The sequence below is a fragment of the Bradyrhizobium cosmicum genome (assembly GCF_032290525.1).
GTDB lineage: Bacteria > Pseudomonadota > Alphaproteobacteria > Rhizobiales > Xanthobacteraceae > Bradyrhizobium > Bradyrhizobium cosmicum_A.
The window spans coordinates 77,591-95,694 of the sequence record NZ_JASXTA010000014.1; the positions used below are offsets into that span (position 1 = coordinate 77,591).

The 18,104-nt window shown below is 61.1% G+C and carries 15 protein-coding genes and 2 pseudogenes; 11 read left to right on the forward strand and 6 right to left on the reverse strand.

Going from position 1 to position 18,104, the window contains the following annotated elements; genetic code table 11:
- Positions 1-270: 270 nt before the first annotated feature.
- Positions 271-1,278, reverse strand: coding sequence for an SDR family NAD(P)-dependent oxidoreductase (locus QSV46_RS24145; protein WP_314957572.1), 1,008 nt, complete (start codon positions 1,276-1,278; stop codon positions 271-273).
- 355 nt (positions 1,279-1,633) lie between these two features.
- Here QSV46_RS24145 and QSV46_RS24150 point away from each other — a divergent pair, with 355 nt between their 5' ends.
- From QSV46_RS24150 to QSV46_RS24160, 3 genes and pseudogenes are all read left to right on the forward strand, one after another.
- On the forward strand, positions 1,634-2,635 hold the full coding sequence (locus QSV46_RS24150; RefSeq protein ID WP_314957574.1) for an aldo/keto reductase: 1,002 nt from the start codon (positions 1,634-1,636) through the stop codon (positions 2,633-2,635).
- A gap of 87 nt (positions 2,636-2,722) precedes the next feature.
- Positions 2,723-2,935: pseudogene (locus QSV46_RS24155) on the forward strand (glutamine--fructose-6-phosphate aminotransferase); the annotation flags it as partial.
- Positions 2,936-3,215: 280 nt separating this feature from the next.
- Positions 3,216-3,425, forward strand: a pseudogene (locus tag QSV46_RS24160) (IS481 family transposase); the annotation flags it as partial.
- Positions 3,426-4,267: 842 nt separating this feature from the next.
- Here QSV46_RS24160 and QSV46_RS24165 read toward each other — a convergent pair.
- A complete protein-coding gene (locus QSV46_RS24165) occupies positions 4,268-5,428 on the reverse strand; it encodes an iron-containing alcohol dehydrogenase (RefSeq protein WP_314957577.1) in 1,161 nt (386 codons plus the stop codon).
- A gap of 34 nt (positions 5,429-5,462) precedes the next feature.
- Positions 5,463-6,041, reverse strand: coding sequence for a TetR/AcrR family transcriptional regulator (locus QSV46_RS24170; protein ID WP_314957579.1), 579 nt, complete (start codon positions 6,039-6,041; stop codon positions 5,463-5,465).
- A 220-nt stretch (positions 6,042-6,261) separates the two neighbouring features.
- Here QSV46_RS24170 and QSV46_RS24175 point away from each other — a divergent pair, with 220 nt between their 5' ends.
- From QSV46_RS24175 to QSV46_RS24185, 3 genes are all read left to right on the forward strand, one after another.
- Complete coding sequence (locus QSV46_RS24175) at positions 6,262-6,720, forward strand: nuclear transport factor 2 family protein (protein ID WP_314957582.1); 459 nt, start codon at positions 6,262-6,264, stop codon at positions 6,718-6,720.
- 569 nt (positions 6,721-7,289) lie between these two features.
- The gene (locus QSV46_RS24180; protein WP_314957584.1) at positions 7,290-8,489 is read left to right on the forward strand and encodes an ABC transporter substrate-binding protein; all 1,200 of its coding nucleotides are present in this window, start codon (positions 7,290-7,292) and stop codon (positions 8,487-8,489) included.
- 56 nt (positions 8,490-8,545) lie between these two features.
- Complete coding sequence (locus tag QSV46_RS24185) at positions 8,546-10,348, forward strand: AMP-binding protein (protein WP_314957587.1); 1,803 nt, start codon at positions 8,546-8,548, stop codon at positions 10,346-10,348.
- Positions 10,349-10,381: 33 nt separating this feature from the next.
- Here the strand turns inward: QSV46_RS24185 and QSV46_RS24190 are convergent, their stop codons facing one another.
- Positions 10,382-10,894, reverse strand: coding sequence for a helix-turn-helix domain-containing protein (locus tag QSV46_RS24190; protein ID WP_314957589.1), 513 nt, complete (start codon positions 10,892-10,894; stop codon positions 10,382-10,384).
- A 239-nt stretch (positions 10,895-11,133) separates the two neighbouring features.
- Here QSV46_RS24190 and QSV46_RS24195 point away from each other — a divergent pair, with 239 nt between their 5' ends.
- Both QSV46_RS24195 and QSV46_RS24200 read left to right on the forward strand, forming a co-directional pair.
- The gene (locus QSV46_RS24195) at positions 11,134-11,766 is read left to right on the forward strand and encodes a 2-hydroxychromene-2-carboxylate isomerase (protein ID WP_314957592.1); all 633 of its coding nucleotides are present in this window, start codon (positions 11,134-11,136) and stop codon (positions 11,764-11,766) included.
- Between the two features lie 99 nt (positions 11,767-11,865).
- The gene (locus QSV46_RS24200) at positions 11,866-13,065 is read left to right on the forward strand and encodes a CaiB/BaiF CoA-transferase family protein (protein ID WP_314957595.1); all 1,200 of its coding nucleotides are present in this window, start codon (positions 11,866-11,868) and stop codon (positions 13,063-13,065) included.
- Positions 13,066-13,091: 26 nt separating this feature from the next.
- Here QSV46_RS24200 and QSV46_RS24205 read toward each other — a convergent pair whose 3' ends face one another.
- Together QSV46_RS24205 and QSV46_RS24210 are read right to left on the reverse strand one after the other, a co-directional pair.
- Positions 13,092-13,769 carry a glutathione S-transferase family protein gene (locus QSV46_RS24205; protein WP_314957598.1) on the reverse strand — a complete coding sequence of 226 codons (678 nt, stop codon included), beginning with the start codon at positions 13,767-13,769 and terminating at the stop codon, positions 13,092-13,094.
- A gap of 1 nt (position 13,770) precedes the next feature.
- Positions 13,771-14,514 (reverse strand): SDR family NAD(P)-dependent oxidoreductase, encoded by a 744-nt coding sequence (locus QSV46_RS24210; protein ID WP_314957832.1) that lies wholly within the window; start codon positions 14,512-14,514, stop codon positions 13,771-13,773.
- A gap of 498 nt (positions 14,515-15,012) precedes the next feature.
- Between QSV46_RS24210 and QSV46_RS24215 the strand changes: the two genes are divergently transcribed.
- Genes QSV46_RS24215 through QSV46_RS24225 form a run of 3 tightly spaced genes read left to right on the forward strand, consistent with a single transcriptional unit; the run spans position 15,013 to position 18,096 of the window.
- On the forward strand, positions 15,013-15,750 hold the full coding sequence (locus tag QSV46_RS24215) for an SDR family oxidoreductase (protein WP_314957600.1): 738 nt from the start codon (positions 15,013-15,015) through the stop codon (positions 15,748-15,750).
- Positions 15,751-15,760: 10 nt separating this feature from the next.
- Positions 15,761-16,942, forward strand: coding sequence for an acyl-CoA dehydrogenase family protein (locus tag QSV46_RS24220; protein WP_314957601.1), 1,182 nt, complete (start codon positions 15,761-15,763; stop codon positions 16,940-16,942).
- 23 nt (positions 16,943-16,965) lie between these two features.
- The gene (locus QSV46_RS24225) at positions 16,966-18,096 is read left to right on the forward strand and encodes an acyl-CoA dehydrogenase family protein (protein WP_314957604.1); all 1,131 of its coding nucleotides are present in this window, start codon (positions 16,966-16,968) and stop codon (positions 18,094-18,096) included.
- Positions 18,097-18,104 lie beyond the last annotated feature (8 nt).

The following is an 18,104-nucleotide window of genomic DNA, read 5'->3' on the forward strand; positions in this document are numbered from 1 at the left end:
ACGTGGACCTTCATGATCGCGGAATTCAGAATGGATTGTGGTTCCTCGAGGGCTACGGTGCAGGTTGCACCGACGGAGCCCACTTCGGTGCAGTGTTGCGGCCCCGGCCCTGCGAATCCCCAGTCCCGCCGGGGCCGCGATCCTTTCGCAGGTCTCGCCTGGTCTCCGCCACGGACCGCCGCCGTGGTGCAATCCGATACTTCGATTCGGCGGGTGACGACAGGAAGCTGCGAATGACGACGCTTTCGGGGAGACGTCATCTCCGAAACGTCATATCCCGTAGTAGTCGCGGTACCACCGAACGAAATTGCGCACGCCCGTTTCGATCGGTGTGCACGGCAAAAAGCCGGTATCCCGCATTAGATCGTCGACGTCCGCAAACGTTTCCGGAACATCTCCTGGCTGCATCGGCAGCATCGTCTTGGCGGCCGTTCGTCCGAGCTCCTTCTCGAGCAAATCGACGACGTGCATTAGTGCTTCTGGACAGCTGTTGCCGACGTTATAGATCTTGGCCGGTGCATCCGTCGCATCAGCGCGCTCCTCGGGGGCGCGATCGATCAGCCGCGACACGATACGAGTAACGTCGTCGATATAGGTAAAGTCGCGCCGCATCCTGCCATGGTTGAAAAGCTTGATTGGCTTGCCCGTTACGATCGCATCCGTGAACAGGAACATTGCCATATCCGGCCGTCCCCACGGACCGTAGATCGTAAAAAAGCGCAAGCCGGTTACCGGAACCCGGTAAAGGTGGCTGTAAGAGTGGGCCATTAGCTCATTGGCTTTCTTGGTGGCGGCATAGAAGCTGATCGGGTGGTCGGTTATATGCCGCGTCGAGAATGGCAACTCGGTATTGGCGCCGTAGACGGACGACGATGACGCGTAGACCAAATGCCCGCATCCGTAATGCCTGCAGCCATCCAAGACGTTCAGAAATCCCTGGAGATTGGCGTCGACATAGGCCTGCGGCTGATCGATGGAATGCCGAACGCCGGCTTGCGCCGCAAGATGGATCACCCTGGAAAATCGATGCTTTGCGAACAAGTCAGCGGTCGCAGACCGGTCTGCGAGGTCGATCTGCTCGAAGTAGAAGCGCGGATCCCCGCGCAAAATGCCGAGACGAGCGCGCTTCAAGGCGGGATCATAGTAGGAGTTGATGTTGTCCAATCCAACGACTCGGCGCCCGTCATCGAGCAGCCGACGCGCAACATGAAAACCGATGAAGCCGGCCGCTCCCGTCACCAGAACGTCGTCGGCAACTGACTTTGTGCGCAATGACATTCGCTATCCAAATCAGACCGATTTTCAAGCTGCTGGCAAGACGCGATTGATCGCAGGAAGTAACCGCCGACCCGGCCACTTCGCTGTTACGCAAATGGGCGCATGCGACGATTGCGCGGAGCCGGCTGAAACTGAACACCCGAACGGATTACTCCGCGCATCCCTCGCGACTGCGGCAAACCTAGAGGGCGCAGCGTAGAAGGTGCAAACATCTCAGTCATCCTCCATTTGCATGAGGATGAAGCTGCGGAAACCTGCAGAGTGGCTCAGCGGCGGGGGCGGGCACAACGGTGGGCGCGCTGTCGAACGATCGACATCAGCGACTTGGGCGCAGCCGCATAGGAAGTAGCTCGCGATGAGAACGGTGTATGTCGATGCTCTGGGCGCGAACGCCTCGATCATTGGTTTCGGCTGTGCGTCGCTCGGAGGACGCGTTGGGGCTCGCAGGGGGATCGAGGCACTCGAGCGCGCATACCACGCCGGAATCACCTGGTACGACGTTGCGCCTTCGTACGGCGACGGGATGGCGGAATCGATTTGCGGCCAATTCGCATCCAAGAAACGCGGCAGCATCTATGTCTGCACAAAGGTGGGAATGCTTCCACCCGATACCTCGGCGGCCGTGCGCGTCTTGAAGCCGATAGCGCGCGCTTCTCTTGCGGTGTTTCCCGGAATTCAACCATATTTTCCCGACATGAGGCCAAAGCCATTCAAAGTGGCGTTGACAGCCGAGTTGATAAGAACAAGCATCGAAGACAGCCTGAGACGCCTTCGCACGGATTATGTCGATGTGCTCGCTCTCCACCGTCCCACTCGAGAAGAGGCGGTTCGTGAAGACATCCTTCGAGCGATCGAGCGCATCGTTCAGGACGGGAAGGCCCGTACGATTTCAATCGCAGGCAATATCGACCTCGACATTGATAGCCTCGATGAATCGCTGCCATATCGGCTGATGCAGATCGCAAATAATCCGATCGAGCCGAATCTTCAGAGATTAGGTAAGTCTGCGCGTAGCAGGACGTTTATTACCTACGGATCATTTGCGAGCCTCGATTCGGTTATTGCGAGCATAAATGCGAAGAACGGCATACTAAATGGCCTCCACGAGATGGGATACCGGGGAGCCCCCATCGAGGTCGCCGCCGCATTTGTCGTGGATTACGCAGTGGCAACAAATTCGGCGGGGATCACACTGTTTTCGATGTTTCGGAAAGATCATCTCGCGTTCAATACGCACCGGCTAACGCAACGTCCGCCGCCGCTTCATCAACTGAATCGCATCGCAGCTGAGCTCTCGAATGAACTGCGGAAAACCGATCGGATCGAGCAGCGTCCCGAACGCTCAACGCGTCGTTAGGTGCTGATCGGCGTCGGCTCTTGGGAAGTTACCCGCAATTGCTGTTGCGATTCGTGCGGGCGTGGGTAGATGCTGCGGAGGCAGGCCATGTGCGGAATTGTTGGCGTCGTCGGGCAGGGCCCTGCCTCTGCTCTTCTTCTGGATGCGCTACGGCGGCTTGAATATCGCGGATATGATTCCGCGGGTATTGCAACTCTCGAGGTCGGGTCCTTGACGCGGCGTCGCGCAGTCGGGAAGCTCGCTAACCCGCAGAGTCGGCTCGACTCGGAGCCGCTTTCCGGGCGCATTGGAATCGGTCATGACGTGGAACGGTTTCTTCAGGGTATCCGCTTCAGAAGAGGTGCTGTCCGGAGTTGGATGGCTGGTCTCACTGACTTCAACGCTGCGAACTGGGTGCCTCTTTCGAGCAGTCCTTATTCTCATCCGTTCGGCGTAGAATCTGACGGCCTACGGGCTCAGGCTCAGGCGCCGCGGCCCGTAGCGTAGGCGGCCTCGCCATGTTGTATTCGCGTTGGCGGGGCCGCTGCCAAGCGAGCGGTAGTCTCGGCTCAGCACACGCCACCAATTCGATAAGTTCGCGATGCGCCGTTACGAGCGCGAGAAACCGACTGAGATCATCCACATCGAGAAGCTCGGTCGTTTCGACGGAACCAGCCATCGCATTGTTGATGACCGCACCGGCCAGAGCAACGGCCGTGGCATCGGCTGGGGAATTCTTGCGCGTTGTATTGATGATCACTCCCGCGTCGCCTTCTCCCAGATTTTGCGGGACGGGAAAACGGAAAGCGCCGCGCGGGTTGACGCTCGAAACTATCGCTTCTTCCAAACCGGCCGGTGTCCCTCCCGAAAGCGCAACGCCGCGCCGGGCACAGCTGTGCCCATTCACGCGATGCATGTCGGTTCGGTTTACGACTCACGCCCGTAAGTTTTTTAGATTGTCAACGCCAGCGGTCGCGGGTTTACTGGATTGCCTGTGAATAACAGGCGCATCTCGAGGTCGGAGCTAACCGATCGGGCGCGATCACGAGGTTGGCGGCTATCGCCACAAACGTCATAGGTGGATGAACCTGCTCAGAACACAAAAGAAATGAAGAGTGGGAACGACCAACGGGAGGTTCGGGAATGGAAACGATACGTCGTATACGCGCGATGGCTTCGCTTTGCCGGCAGACCGCCGCATACCGTCCTGATGAAAGCCGGAGACTGCTCGCCGAGGCGGAGTACTGGGATCACCTCGCCGACGGAGTGTTGCTTACGCAAATGACCGAATGTAGCTCCGCGCCACACCCTGCGCTGCGGTCGCGACTAACGACAAATGCTGACAACAAGCCTTGAAATACAGTTGCTGATGCATGAAAGACCTCGACAACGACCGATCGGGGTACTCCATCTGGGAAGGCGCACGTTTTCGACTCACAGGATTAGGCTGGCGGGCGATACCCGGCGCGCTCCCCGTGCGCCGAGATCATCAGCGGCTCCAGTGTCCGCGCAGCCGCAAGCGCCATGGATGCTGGAGCCGTTGTTCCCAAGACCTTCTTCGACCTTGTCGTACTGTGGCGCAGAGTTGGAAATCGTAGAGAGGCGCCGGCAACGGAGCTGATGGTCGTGGCTGGATTTCCTGTGCGAATCCGGCTAGGCGGCCATTCGCAACAGATCGACGATGTCGGCTTCGCTTTTAAAAGGCCGCGGATTGGCCTGGACGAAGCGATGATTGATCGCAATCTTGCTGATCTGATCGAACTTGTCTTCGCCAATCCCGACGTCGGCAAGACGGCCAGGCAATCCAAGTCTATTGGTGAATTGTGCGAAGGCGGCGGCGGCTTCCATAGCCGGCTCGCCAAGGGCCGTCGCAAGGCGCTGTTGCGCATCCTCGGTGAACGGCTTGTTGTAGCGAAGCAGGCTCGGCATGATGACCGGTGTGCAATAGTAGTGCGGAACGCCGAAGGTCCCGCCAAGCACATGGCCAATGCCGTGACTGGCTCCCATCGGCACCCGCGCCTGGAGGCCGAAAGCGGCGAGCCACGCGCCGTATTGAGACAGTCGACGCGCCTCCAGATCATCGGGGTGCTGCAAGGTCCGGAGCATTCCCTCGCGCAGGGCGCGGATGCCTGCCAGGACGACCTCGTCGGCGAGCGGGGTGCCGGCGGGCGAGCACAATGCTTCGATGCCGTGATCCATCGAGCGCGTTCCCGATCCCATCCAGAGCTTGGAAGGCGTATGAACGGTGAGGGCAGGATCGAGAATGATCGCCACCGGCATCATCAGGGGATGGAAGAATATCTGCTTCAGCCTGCTGCGTTCATCGGTGACGAGTGCTGCTGCATTGTATTCGCCGCCATTCAGCGTGGATGGCACCGCGATCTGTCGGACTTTGGGCGATCGGAACGGAGAGACGGTGACCCCAGGCCCCATGGGGAATGGATCGAAACCGGCTTCATCGCGGATGTCGTGTTCCATAGCCATGATGACGATCTTGGCAAGGTCGATCGCCGAGCCTCCGCCGACCGCGACGACCAGATCGGCTCGTGCGTCGTTGGCTTGACAGGCAACCTCGGCAGCCTGCTTGCGCGTGGTGTGCTCTGCAATCCCATCGAAGGTCGCGACATGCCTGGCTCCGAGCGCACGCCGGATCTTCTCGATCTCGTCGGTCCTGGTGTTCAAGGTTCGACTGACGATCAGGAAGACGCGTTTGGCGTCCAAGCGCACCGCTTCGTCGTTCACCGCGTCAGAGGCGGCCTTGCCGTAGACGACGCGATCGATTGCCGGAAAATTGTGTATCCCCGCTTTGCGCATTTCGTTCTCCCTGTGAGCTATCAAGCGCCGATCTTCAAGCGGCGACGGCGTCGCGAATCTGTCGGGAAGCCGTGTCCAGAAAGGCCTGAGCCAGATCGGGATCGTTGACCACGCGTGAGAGCGTCACCGCACCGACCATCGTCGAGAGAATGGCCATGGCCTTGCCCTTGATCTGCTCGTCATCAGTCTCGGTAATCAAACGGCCGAGAATATCGAGATGCACTTTGATCCCGGCTTCGAACGACGCTTTCACGTCGCTGCTCTGTCTGGCCGCATCCGAGCCGAGCGCCACGATCGGGCAGCCGTCCATCTTTTCGTCGCGATGATCCGTGCTCAGGTAGAACGCCATGATTGCGCCAAGCGAATCCTCGGGTTCTGCGGCGATGGCGGCCGACCATCGCAGCGTGGCGCTCTCCAGCGCGCGCGCCGACGCCTGCGCGGCCAGGTCCTCCTTTGACGCGAACTGCTTGTAGAAGGCGCCTTGGGTCAGCCCGGCGGCCTCCATCAGGTCCTTGAGGCCGATGCCGTCAAATCCGTGCGATCGAAACAGGCGGCTTGCGACATTGATGACGTTTTGCCGGTTTTCCTCAGCCTGAATGCGACTCACGCGCATCGTCGGGACCTCCAAGTTTAGATTGCGCTCGACATCTATTATCCGATATAGAGCTCGAGCGCAATCTATCCGGCCTGAGGCGCAGGGATGAAAAAACGGCGATGCGACCGTTTTGCTCGGCCGCTCGTCCTGCAGGACGGCACCCGCGTCAGGACCGCCGCTGAAAGCCGGAGCAACTGAAGAATCTGGATCTTTCCGCGCTGGCCGTTGGAGAAGCCGCATGCTGTACAGCTACATCGTCGAGCAAGAAATCCGAAAGACCTTCGATCATGTCAACAACCACCGCTGGAACGAAGCGGTGAAGGCAGTCGCGCCGCATGTGCATCACCGTGTTTCCGGTGCCCACGCGCTTGGTGGCGAGCGCCATGACAAGGAGGCCCTGCGCCGGTGGTTCGAACGGCTCGGACGCGTCCTGCCCACGCTCCGTCTGACGGTCAACAACGTCCGGGTGACGGGCTGGCCCTGGAACACCACTGTCTTTGTGGAGTGGGACGGTACCGCAACGCTGCTCGACGGCGACGGCTCGTACGTCAACCGCGGTCTTCACGTGTTCACTCTGCGATGGGGCAAAGTCCATGCCCTCGAGGAATTTCAGGATTCACAGGAAGCCGCGCGTGGGCTTGCCGCGCAAGCAGCAGCTGGCCTCGAGGAAGCTGTCGCCGAACCAATTGTAAGTTAGCAGATGAACCTCAATCTTTCCGCGATTGACGTTCGCGAACGGACCGTCACCTTGTTCTTCATCCTCCTGCTGGCGGCAGCAGGCGCCGGTGTATTTTGCGCGTGAGCCCGCTTCTCCAACGGTTCGGCGACGATGTCCTGCATCCTCATATTGGGCGTTTGATTGGGGTCAGGCGAGAGCTAACGTCGCCTCGCGCGAGCTGAGCATCTTTCGTTCAAAAATCGAACTTTAAAAAGTATCGCAAACAGCGGGGCAAGTGCGCCCGTAGCCTCTGCGCGAAGACGGCCCAGAATCTCATAGCTTGGCGCAAATCCGAAGCCACAAACTTGCCGCGCACCAGAGCAGGCCAGGCGTGCCGGATCGGCACATCATCATCTAATCGCTTGACGGGTTCAAAAAAAGAACTGTAGGCTGCAAGGAAGATGGCCGACACAACGGCCGCGACGTGCCGGATGATGCTGCACCCGTTAAGCGCGATGCGTCTTCGCAATCGCGCGCGACGAGCAGCCACCGGCGCAACAAAACAAAGCCACGTACCCGAAAAGGGTGCACGTTTGGGAGGACGAGCAATGTTGGTGAGATGGAAGATCGTCGCGGCTCTGGCTCTATTCCTGAGCGGCCCCGCATTCGCCGCCGACGAGCCGGGAATCTCTGCCACAGAGATCAAGATCGGCGGGGTCTTTCCCTTCAGCGGACCGGCATCATCGATCGGTCTCGTGGGCAAGGGGCTCATGGCCTACATTCAGGCCTTGAACGACCGCGGCGGCGTTAACGGCCGCAAGATCAACTACATCGCCTATGACGACGGATATAGTCCTCCCAAGGCGGTGGAGCACGTCCGCAAGCTCGTTGAGAGCGACGAGGTGTCGTTCATGTTCGGCCAGCTCGGCACGCCCGGCATCTCGGCCACAGCAAAATACCTGAAGGCCAAGGGGGTACCGAGTGTCGCCATCGTCAGTGGCTCGTCCAAGTTCACGGACGTCGCCAATTACCCGCTGATCACCACGGGTCTTGTCAGCTACGACACCGAAGGAAGAATCTACGCCAAATACCTGACGAAGACGCTGCCGAACGCCAAGTATGCCATCCTCTATCAGAACGACGATCTCGGCAAAGATTACGTCGCTGCCTTCAAGGCGTTTCTCGGCAAGGATTTCGACCGCAAGGTCGTCAGTGCGTCCTACGAGGTCACCGAACCGACCATTGATTCGCAGATTACCAATCTGAAGAGCTCGGGTGCCGAGGCCCTGGTGATCGCCGGGACGCCGAAGTTCGCGGCGCAGGCCATCCGGCAAGCCTCCGTGATCGGCTGGAAGGCGACCGTGATCATCAATTTCCCGTCCGGGTCGGTCGGAGGCACGCTTGCACCGGCCGGCCTCGACAAATCGGTCGGCGTCATGGTCGGGACGACCAACAAGGATGTCCTGGACGAGACATGGAAAGACGACCCGGGCATGCAGGCCTACCGGGCATTTTTCGACAAGTATCTGCAGGGCGCCGACATCACCAACGGCAGCTATCTGACCGGTTATCAGCAAGGCGTCCTGCTCGAGCAGATCCTCAAGCAATGCGGTGATGATCTGTCGCGGAAGAATATTCTGGCGCAGGCGAAGAACCTGAAAGACGTCGTCGTTCCGACCGTGCTGCCCGGGATCAAGGTCAACACCAGCGAGACCGAGAACATGATCTGGACGCAGATGCGGCTGCAGCGCTGGACCGGTACGACGTGGCAAGCCTTCGGAGACGTCCTGGACGCCAGGTCCGAGTGACTCTGGCGCAGCCCGCCCGTTCTATCCATCCGCGGTAATTCAGGAGATCGTTTTCGATGTCGACGAAGCCATTGACGTTTGCGCCAAGGGAGCTCTCCGTCGAGCGCCGGACCGACGGCACGCTGGTCTTGAGGTCGCCGCTCGAATTGGGACCATGCGACTGGCGCGTCACCGATTTTCTGCCGCGCTGGGCAAGTGCGGTTCCGGACAGAATATTCCTCGCGCAACGCAATGCCAAAGGAGGTTGGGACGAGATCACCTATGGCGAGGTATGGTCGCAGGTCCAGGCGGTCGGCCAGAGCCTGATCGACATGGGCGCAAAGCCGGCTGACAGGCTGGCCGTGCTTTCGGGCAACTCCATCGAGAACGCGGTGATCTCCTTTGCGGCGATGTCGATAGGCGTCATTCTGGCGCCAATATCGCCGAATTACACGCTGATGCCCGGCGGCCTTGCGCGCCTCAAGGACATCGCGCAGGTGCTGCGTCCGAACTTCGTTTTCGTTCAGAGTGGACGCGACTTTTCCGCGGCCCGTTCCATTCCCGAATTGGCAGACGCAGCCTGGATCAGCGTCGATGGCGCGCCGGAGACGACGCCCTTCCGCGTCCTGACGGATCGAACAGAGTGGGAAGGATTCACGCGTGCATCGGGTGGGGTCTCTTGCGATGCCGTTGCGAAAGTTCTCTTCACCTCCGGTTCGACCGGCTTGCCAAAGGGCGTGCTGAACACGCACCGCATGATGGCGAGCTCCCTGCAAATGGGGAGCCTGCTCGTGTCGCCTCCGGAGGCGCCGGTTCAGGTCGAGTGGCTGCCGTGGCACCATACGATGGGCAGCAACGTCATTCTTCACGGCATCCTCAAGAACGGCGGCACGCTCTACATCGATGACGGCCGGCCACTGCCTCAGCTCTTTCACAAGTCGGTGGCGAACCTCAAGGAGATCTCGCCGACGGCGATGTTCAACGTTCCCGCCGGCTATAACCTGTTGTGCGATGCCATCGAGAACGACGTCGCCCTCGGCGCGAGCATCTTCAAGCGACTGGATCGATTGAGCTACGCGGGGGCTGCCATTTCGCAAGGTACCCTCGAGAAACTCTATCGGCTGACCTCGTCGATCACGGGCCGGCGGATTCCGGTGATGTCGGGCTACGGGACGACCGAAACGGCGCCGACAATCAGCACGACGCATTGGGCAACGGATCGGCCGGGCGAGATTGGCCTTCCCGCGCCGGGCGTGCAGCTGAAACTGATCCCTGTTTCCGACACGTACGAGGCCAGGGTGAAGGGCCCCAACGTCACCCCCGGTTACCTCGGGAGGGCCGATCTGACGGAGAAGGCCTTCGACGAGGAAGGGTTCTATCGCATCGGCGACACTGTGTCGTTTATCGACCCCGAGAAGCCGGAGCTCGGCCTGCGTTTCACGGGCAGAATTTCCGAGAACTTCAAGCTCGCGAACGGCACCTGGGTTGCGATCGGAACGATGCGTGCCGCCATCCTGGCCGCAACGCGCGGCGTACTGCTGGACATTGTCGTTGCGGGAGAAAACCGTGAAGCCTGCGCTCTGCTGTGCTGGCTGAACCCGACCGAGGTGGCGCGGATTTCGCAGGCGCCGGCTGCTGATTTGACCTGCGATCCTCAGGTGATCGAATTCCTGAGGCATCGTTTGCGGGAATATAATGAGGCCGTTGGGAGCAGCGAGAGAATCTGCTCATTCACCTTGCTGAAGGATCCGCCCTCATTGGCCGCCGGAGAAATCACCGACAAGGCCTACGTCAATCAACGTGCTGTGCTCAAACACCGGGCTGAACAGGCGGACCGTCTCCACTGCAACGAACCCGACGCGACTGTGATTCGAGTCTGAGGATGCGTTCAGTGCGTGATGCCGGTGGCCGGCTCAAGCGGCGCTGCGGCGCGCCTTGGCCTTCGGCTTGTCAGGTGCCGCTACCGTCAGCGGGCTTTGGGCGCCTGGGCCTGGATGGGTATGAACCTCCTTGGCCAGGAGCGGTTCGCCGCATTCAGAGCACACTATGACCGGGTCGAAGTCCTTTCCGCACGTGCGGTGCTGGTGCAGCAACGGCCGGCCGCGCTCGTCGACCATGTGAGTGTCGCCCCAATGCACGAGCGCCATCATGATCGGATAAAGATCGAGGCCCTTCTGGGTCAGGATATATTCGTGCCGTTTGGGCGCTTCCTGGTAGGGAATGCGGCGCAGGATGCCCAGCCGAACCAGCTTCTTCAGCCGTTCAGCAAGCAGATGGCGGGTAATTCCGAGCGCCGACTGAAATCCTTCGAAGCGGCGGGTGCGCAGAAAGCATTCGCGCAGGATCAGAAGGGTCCAGCGGTCGCCGATCACGCCAATGGTTCGGGCCATCGAACACGGCTCTTCCTCGAGTTCCTTCCACTTCATCCGTACTCTCCAGTCGTCCCGGCATGAGCGCCTCGAATCGTCGCTGAGGCCGTCCTATTTCCTTGCATTCTAGATAGGTACTGAATTCCAAACAATACCCCGGTCCTTAGGCTAAACCAGCACGAAACCGGCCGAATTTGACAGTTCAATTTTAGAACTGTAAAGACGAGATCAAGCAAGCCAACGCGATTGGATCGCCGGTCCTTGACCATCCAAGTCGCTCTGCGGGAGAAGCGGTTATGACCCCCAAGGTTGAATTCCAGTTCGATTTCGGCAGTCCGAACGCCTATCTGGCGGAAGTCGCCATTCCCGGGATCGAGCGGCGGACCGGCGCGAAATTCGAGTACGTCCCGGTTCTGCTCGGCGGCATCTACAAGGCCACGGGCAACATGTCGCCGTTCGACTCGCTTCGCGGGATCAAGAACAAGCCGGAATACCAGGCGCTCGAGACCCAGCGGTTCATCCGGCGCCACAACGTCACGAAATTTCGCCAGAACTCCTTTTTTCCGGTCAACACCTTGATGTTGATGCGCGGCGCCGTCGCGGCCCAGTTCGAGGGCGTGTTCGAACCCTATTTCCGCGCCGCCTATCATCATATGTGGGAAGAGCCCAAGAAGATGGACGATCCCGAAGTGTTCCGGAGCGCATTTGCGTCCTCGGGGATCGACATCGACAGGCTGGTCGCGCGCGCGCAGCAGGATGACGTCAAGAAGAAGCTGATCGACCTCACCAATGACGCCGTCAGCCGCGGTGCCTTCGGTTCGCCGACATTCTTCGTCGGCAAGGAGATGTTTTTCGGCAAGGATCAACTCCGGGACGTCGAGGAATCGATCGTCGAACAGACCCGGCAGCCCGTCTCCAAGACCGGCTAGCTACCGACTTGCGGTCCGGGCGATCGTGACGAGAGGGCCAGCGGGAAGCTAGAGTTTGCCTCAGCCCGTTGGCAGAAAAAAAGATCCAGGGAGAGTGAAATGGCTGGTCCGCTTGGCGGCGTTCGTGTCCTCGATCTGACCGGCGTGGTGTCGGGCCCGTTTGCGACCATGTTTCTGGCGGATCAGGGCGCTGACGTGATCAAGATCGAGCCGATCGGCGGCGATATCACCCGTCGCAGCCGCGCCACCATCGACAAGGACGGCGAGTTCTCCGCGCTGTTCATCTCGTCAAACCGCGGCAAGCGTTCGCTCTCGATCGACGTCAAGAGCCCGGCCGGGCGCGAGGTGCTGGCCAAACTGGTCGCGCAGGCCGATGTGCTGGTGCAGAACTTCCGGCCCGGCACCATGGAGCGCCTCGGCCTCGGCGTCGAAGAGCTGCGCCGGCGTCATCCGCGCCTGATCTACGTCTCGATCAGCGGCGTCGGCGAGACCGGGCCCTATGTGAAGAAGCGCGTCTACGATCCGATCATTCAGGGCCTGTCGGGCTTTGCCGATATCCAGTCGCAGCCGGTCACCAATCGCCCGCAGATGATCCGCACCATCGTATGCGACAAGACCACCGCCGTGTTCACCGCGCAGGCGGTGGCGGCGGCGCTCTACGCGCGTGAGAAGACCGGGCAGGGGGACCATATCCAGGTCGCGATGCTGGATGCCATGATCTCCTATCTCTGGCCGGAAGGCATGATGCAGTACACCGTGGTCGGAGCCGAAGCCGCGGCTGCCGATCCCAATGACCGGCCGGACCTCGTGTTCAAGACCAGCGACGGCTACATCACGGCCGGCACCATCTCCGATTCCGAATGGCAGGGCTTCTGCCGGGCGTCCGGCGATCCCGAGCTTGCCAACGATCCCAGGTTTGCGACCCCCTCGGCACGTTCGGTCAACGCGACGGCGCGCATCAACAAGATGGCGGAGTATATCGGCCAGCACACGACCGCCGAATGGCTGGAGCGTCTGGACGCTGCGGATGTCCCTTGCGCACCGATCCTGCGGCGCGGCGAGATCATTCACAATGAGCAGGTGGTGGCGCGCGGGATCATCGCGGAATTCGACCAGCCGAAGGTCGGCCGAGTGCGCCAGCCGAATCCTGCGGCCCGCTTCGAGGTCAACCAGTCTGCCATCGGCGGACCGGCCCCACGCGTCGGCGAGCACTCGCGCGAGGTGCTGCGCGAGCTGGGTTACGAGGATGACGCGATCGACGAGATGGTAGCCGCGCGCACATTGCGCGTGGCCGTGTAGGCCGAAGCGCCTCGCGCGATCGGCTCTCAAGCCTCGCTAGGCACCGGTGTAATCGGTGCTGCCGGAACATTCGCCGCAACCGCGCGCTGGTAAGCCTCCCGGCTTCGCATACGCTCGAGATAGGGCTGGGCATTGTCGCAAATGCCGACACCGTATGCGACCGCCCATTCCAGGCACGTCGTCAGCAGGATATCGGCGCTGCTGAAGCGCTCGCCCATGAGGAAATGCCGGCCGTCTGCCAGCGCGACTTCGACATGGCGCAACTGCGCCCGAAAGTATTCCGCGGCTTGAGCTACGACCTCCGGCGCGACGCCGTAAATCGGGCCGAGCGCATCGGCGCGGTGACGGCGCATCACGTACAGGCTGGTGGAGTCGAGCTCGGTGACGATAAAGAAGCACCATTCCAGCCACGCGGCATAGTCGCGGGTGGATTCCGGAATCAACGCACGCTCCGGCGTGGAGTACATGCGCGACACATAGGCGACGATCGCCGCACTTTCGCCGATGCGGAAGTCGCCGTCCTGCAGCAGCGGGATCTTCTGGCGCGGATTGAGCCTGGTATATTCGGCGGTCTTGGTCTCACCGGTCCGCGGGCCGATCGGCTTGGTCTTGTAGGCCAGGCCCAGCTCGTGCATCGCCCAGTGTGGTCGAATGGTGCGGCTTGTCCCGACGCCCCACAGAGTGAGATCTGGATTGTCGCTCATGTCACCACTTCTCTACAGCGGGGCGAAGATCGAGTTCATGGGTCCAGCCGTCGCGGCTTTGCTGATGGGCGAACCAATACGCTTCGGCAATCGAGGAGGTCTTGGTCAGGCTGTCGGGAGGGATCTCGCTGGCGTCGATCCCTCTGGCCGCCTTCATGCGCTGATGAATGGCTTCGCTATCGACGCCGGCGTCGATGATGAGATGGACGACGTGAATGTTCTTGGGTCCGAGCTCGCGCGCCATGGCCTGGGCCAGCGCGCGGAGGCCGAATTTTGCCGATGAGAACGCGGCAAACCCCTTGCTGCCGCGGATGCTTGCGGTCGCGCCGGTGAAAAAGATGGTGCCGCGCCCGCGCGGCAGCATGACGCGCGTGGCTTCGCGCCCGACCAGGAAGCCGGCGTAGCAGGCCAGCTCCCAGGCCTTGAAGAACAGCTTCCCGGTGGTGTCCAGCAGGGGCTTGTTGACGTTCGATCCGGCATTGAACAGGCAGATCTCGATCGGCCCTATGTCGCGCTCGACGTCCGCGAACAGTTTCTGGATCTCCGCTTCCTGGCGAGCATCGACGCTGAAGGCGTGAATGCTGTGGCCTTTCGCCCTGAGCTCGTCGACAAGCGCTTGGGATTTGGCCGCATCGCGCCTGCAGACGCAAACAGTGTAGCCTCCGCTGGCAAACCGCCGCGCAACGGCAGCGCCGATGGCATCGCCCGCGCCGACCAGCATCGCGACTCCGCGACTTTCTCCCATACTCGCCTCCCTGTAAGTTCTTATTTGGTACGCTATCGGTAGCGGCTGAAAGCCGCGTTGTAAACCGAGTCCTCGAGCATCTATCAATATGGCAGTGAGCTTGCCATTTCCGATCCAGACGGGACGATGAAATAGCGATTGACGGGTTCTAAAAAAGAACGCATGTTTCGCGGCGAGGCGCAACGCTAGAAGGGCGTCGATGTTCTGCAGTCGGGAGGCGGTTGGTCGTGGCGAAACTGTCGCAAACGCTCGGTCTTGATGAGACCGCTATCGGATTACCGAGCGGCATCGATCAATCTACTCGCCGCCAACCTACCAAAGTCCCCGATCGAGCCGCGCCGGCCGAGGACTGCGCCTCCGACCATCGTAATTTCGGTCAGCGCGCTGGCGCGGCGAGAGCGGGCCAGCGCATCATTGTCGGCCGAAATTGCGGTCCACTTCCAGGACCGACAGAACAGCTTCGCACACAGCGAGCCTAACCTAACCGGGAGAAGAGCCTTGAAAAAAAGAAATGCAACCGTCGCCGTGATCGGCGCGGGCGATTTCATCGGCGGCGAGATCGCCAAGAAGTTTGCCTCCGAGGGCTTTACCGTCTTCGCCGGCCGCCGCAACGGCGACAAGCTGGCGCCGCTGGTCAAGGAGATCGAGGCCGCCGACGGCGAGATCCAGGCACGCTCACTCGACGCGCGCAAGGAGGAGGAGATCGTCTCCTTCCTGAATGACGCCGACAAGCACGCGCCGCTGGATGTTTGCATCTTCAACATCGGCGCCAACGTCAACTTCCCGATTCTCGACACGACCGAGCGCGTGTTCCGCAAGGTCTGGGAGATGGCCTGCTACTCCGGCTTCCTTGCCGGGCGCGAGGCGGCCCGGCTGATGCTGCCGCGCGGCCAAGGCAACATTTTCTTCACCGGCGCGACTGCTTCCTTGCGCGGCGGCAGCGGCTATGCCGCCTTTGCCAGCGCCAAATTCGGACTGCGCGCTGTGGCGCAGGCGATGGCGCGCGAGCTCGGCCCGAAGAATATCCACGTCGCCCACCTCATTATCGATTCCGGCGTCGACACCGAGTGGGTCCGCCAGCGGCGCCTGGAAGCGCTCGGGCCCAATGCGCTCGACGATCCAGATCTGCTGATGCCGCCGGCCTCGGTCGCGACGTCCTATTGGCAGCTCTATCAGCAGCCGAAGAGTGCCTGGACCTTCGAGATGGAAATCCGGCCCTTCGGTGAGAAGTGGTAGGACGCGCCCGATGGAACTCGCACTATCTCCAGAAGACGCGGCCTTCCGTGATGAGGTGCGCGCTTTCATCGCCGAAAACTATCCGAAGCAAATGCGCGTCCCCAATCCGGAGACCGACCTGACCAAAGAGCAGTCGTTGCTCTGGCACCGCATTCTCTACAAGAAGGGCTGGATCGCGCCGCTCTGGCCCAAGGAATATGGCGGCCCCGGCTGGTCGATCACCCGGCGTTTCATCTTCGAGCAGGAAACCAGCCGGGCCGGGACGCTGCCGCCGTTGGCGTTCAGCGTCACCATGGTTGGTCCGGTCATCTACACGTTCGGCAACGACGCGCAAAAAAAGAAGTTCTTGCCGCGGATCCTTTCGGGAGAAGACTGGTGGTGCCAAGGTTATTCCGAGCCGGGCTCGGGTTCGGACCTTGCCACGGTCCGGACCAAGGCGGTGCGCGACGGCGACCACTACATCGTCAACGGCCACAAGACCTGGACGACGTTGGCGCAGCACGCCGACTGGATCTTCTGTCTGGTGCGGACGGATGCTTCGGCCAAGCCTCAGGCCGGCATCTCGTTCCTCCTGATCGACATGAAATCGCCCGGCGTCACGGTGCGTCCGATCATCACGATCGACGGTTCGCACGAGGTCAATGACGTCTTCCTCGAAGACGTCCGCGTCCCCGTCGAGAACCTCATCGGCGAGGAGAACAAGGGCTGGACCTACGCAAAATTCCTGCTCGGCAACGAGCGCACCAGCATGGCCGGGATCGGCCGGTCGACGCGCTACATCGACCGGTTGAAGAAGATCGTGAAAGCGGAGATTCCTGAGGACGATCCGGCGCATCTTGAATTTTGCAAGGAGATCGGCCGGATCGAGCTCGATGTGCTTGCGCTCGAGGCCACCGAGTTGCGCGTCATTGCCCAGATGGCGCGCGGCATCGATCCGGGGCCCGCGGCCTCGCTGTTCAAGATCCGAGGCACCGAGATCTTCCAGGGAATTACCGAGCTGACGCATCGCGCCATCGGCAGTTACGGACTGGCGCTTCGCGAGCAAACGTTGAGCGCGAACCAGTTCATGCCAGGTCCCGATTACGGCCACACCGCGTCGGAAAAGTACCTGAACGCGCGCAAGCTCAGCATCTACGGCGGATCGAACGAAATCCAGCGCAACATCATCGCCAAAGCGGTGCTCGGTCTCTAGCAACAGCGCAACAAGAGGATCGGATGGATATCCAGTTCACGGAAGAGCAGGAACTGTTGCGCTCCAGCGTACAGCGCATGCTACGAGACCAGTACAGTTTCGAGGCGCGCCGCAAGATCGTGGCCAGCGAAGAAGGCTGGAGCCGCAGGCAATGGGGCGCTTTTGCGGAGCTCGGCCTGCTCGCCGCGCCGTTCTCCGAGGAGAGCGGCGGACTCGGTGGCGGCCCGCTGTCCACCATGATCGTTGCCCAGGAGTTCGGGCGTCACCTTGTCGTGGAGCCGTACGTCGAAACGGTCGTGCTGGCCGGCGGCTTGATCGAGCAGGCGGGGACCAAAGAGCAGAAACAGGCTTTCATTCCCGATATCATCGCCGGACAGAAGATCTGGGCGCTGGCCTGGACCGAAAAAGGCTCGCGCTTCGACCTCGCCAATGTCGCGACCGCGGCGCGGCGCGAGGGCAAGGACTACACGCTCAGTGGTGAAAAAACTGCCGTTATCGCGGCGCCATGGGCGGACCATCTGATGGTTTCTGCCCGCACCCACGGCGGGCGCGACGATCGCGCCGGCGTCAGCCTGTTCGTCGTCGACGCACGGGCGGCCAATCTCGACCTGCGGAGCTTCAAGACCATCGACGGCCGCCGCGCTGCGGAAATCACCTTCCGCGACGTTCGCGGCGAGTTGCTCGGCAGCGAGGGTGAAGGCGTCGCCCTGCTGGAAGCTTGCCGTGACAGGGCCATCGGCGCGCTCTGCGCCGAGGCGGTCGGCGCGATGGCCGAATTGAACTCCGCGACGCTGGAATACTCCAAGGCTCGAAAGCAGTTCGGCGTCACCATCGGCAACTTCCAGGTGCTGCAGCACCGGATGGTCGACATGTTCATCGCCCATCAGGAGGCGCTTTCCCTGATGCAGCATCTCAATCTCAGCCTCGGCGCTGGCGAGAGCGGCATCTCGCGCCTGGCCTCCGGCGCCAAGTCGAAGGTCGGCTATGCCGGCAAGTTCATCGCCGACCAGGCGGTGCAGCTGCACGGCGGCATGGGCATGACCGACGAATTGAATGTCGGCCATTACTTCAAGCGAATCTCCTCCATCAATATCCAGTTCGGCGATCCCGCTCACCACTTGCTGCGCTATGTGCAGCTCGACGCGGCTGCGTAGCAAAAGAG

Excerpts from the sequence above, each read along its gene's own strand:
- QSV46_RS24145 (WP_314957572.1), bottom strand. The coding sequence starts at position 1,278 with ATGTCATTGCGCACAAAGTCAGTTGCCGACGACGTTCTGGTGACGGGA.
- QSV46_RS24150 (WP_314957574.1), top strand. The coding sequence starts at position 1,634 with ATGAGAACGGTGTATGTCGATGCTCTGGGCGCGAACGCCTCGATCATT.
- QSV46_RS24165 (WP_314957577.1), bottom strand. The coding sequence starts at position 5,428 with ATGCGCAAAGCGGGGATACACAATTTTCCGGCAATCGATCGCGTCGTC.
- QSV46_RS24170 (WP_314957579.1), bottom strand. The coding sequence starts at position 6,041 with ATGCGCGTGAGTCGCATTCAGGCTGAGGAAAACCGGCAAAACGTCATC.
- QSV46_RS24175 (WP_314957582.1), top strand. The coding sequence starts at position 6,262 with ATGCTGTACAGCTACATCGTCGAGCAAGAAATCCGAAAGACCTTCGAT.
- QSV46_RS24180 (WP_314957584.1), top strand. The coding sequence starts at position 7,290 with ATGTTGGTGAGATGGAAGATCGTCGCGGCTCTGGCTCTATTCCTGAGC.
- QSV46_RS24185 (WP_314957587.1), top strand. The coding sequence starts at position 8,546 with ATGTCGACGAAGCCATTGACGTTTGCGCCAAGGGAGCTCTCCGTCGAG.
- QSV46_RS24190 (WP_314957589.1), bottom strand. The coding sequence starts at position 10,894 with ATGAAGTGGAAGGAACTCGAGGAAGAGCCGTGTTCGATGGCCCGAACC.
- QSV46_RS24195 (WP_314957592.1), top strand. The coding sequence starts at position 11,134 with ATGACCCCCAAGGTTGAATTCCAGTTCGATTTCGGCAGTCCGAACGCC.
- QSV46_RS24200 (WP_314957595.1), top strand. The coding sequence starts at position 11,866 with ATGGCTGGTCCGCTTGGCGGCGTTCGTGTCCTCGATCTGACCGGCGTG.
- QSV46_RS24205 (WP_314957598.1), bottom strand. The coding sequence starts at position 13,769 with ATGAGCGACAATCCAGATCTCACTCTGTGGGGCGTCGGGACAAGCCGC.
- QSV46_RS24210 (WP_314957832.1), bottom strand. The coding sequence starts at position 14,514 with ATGGGAGAAAGTCGCGGAGTCGCGATGCTGGTCGGCGCGGGCGATGCC.
- QSV46_RS24220 (WP_314957601.1), top strand. The coding sequence starts at position 15,761 with ATGGAACTCGCACTATCTCCAGAAGACGCGGCCTTCCGTGATGAGGTG.
- QSV46_RS24225 (WP_314957604.1), top strand. The coding sequence starts at position 16,966 with ATGGATATCCAGTTCACGGAAGAGCAGGAACTGTTGCGCTCCAGCGTA.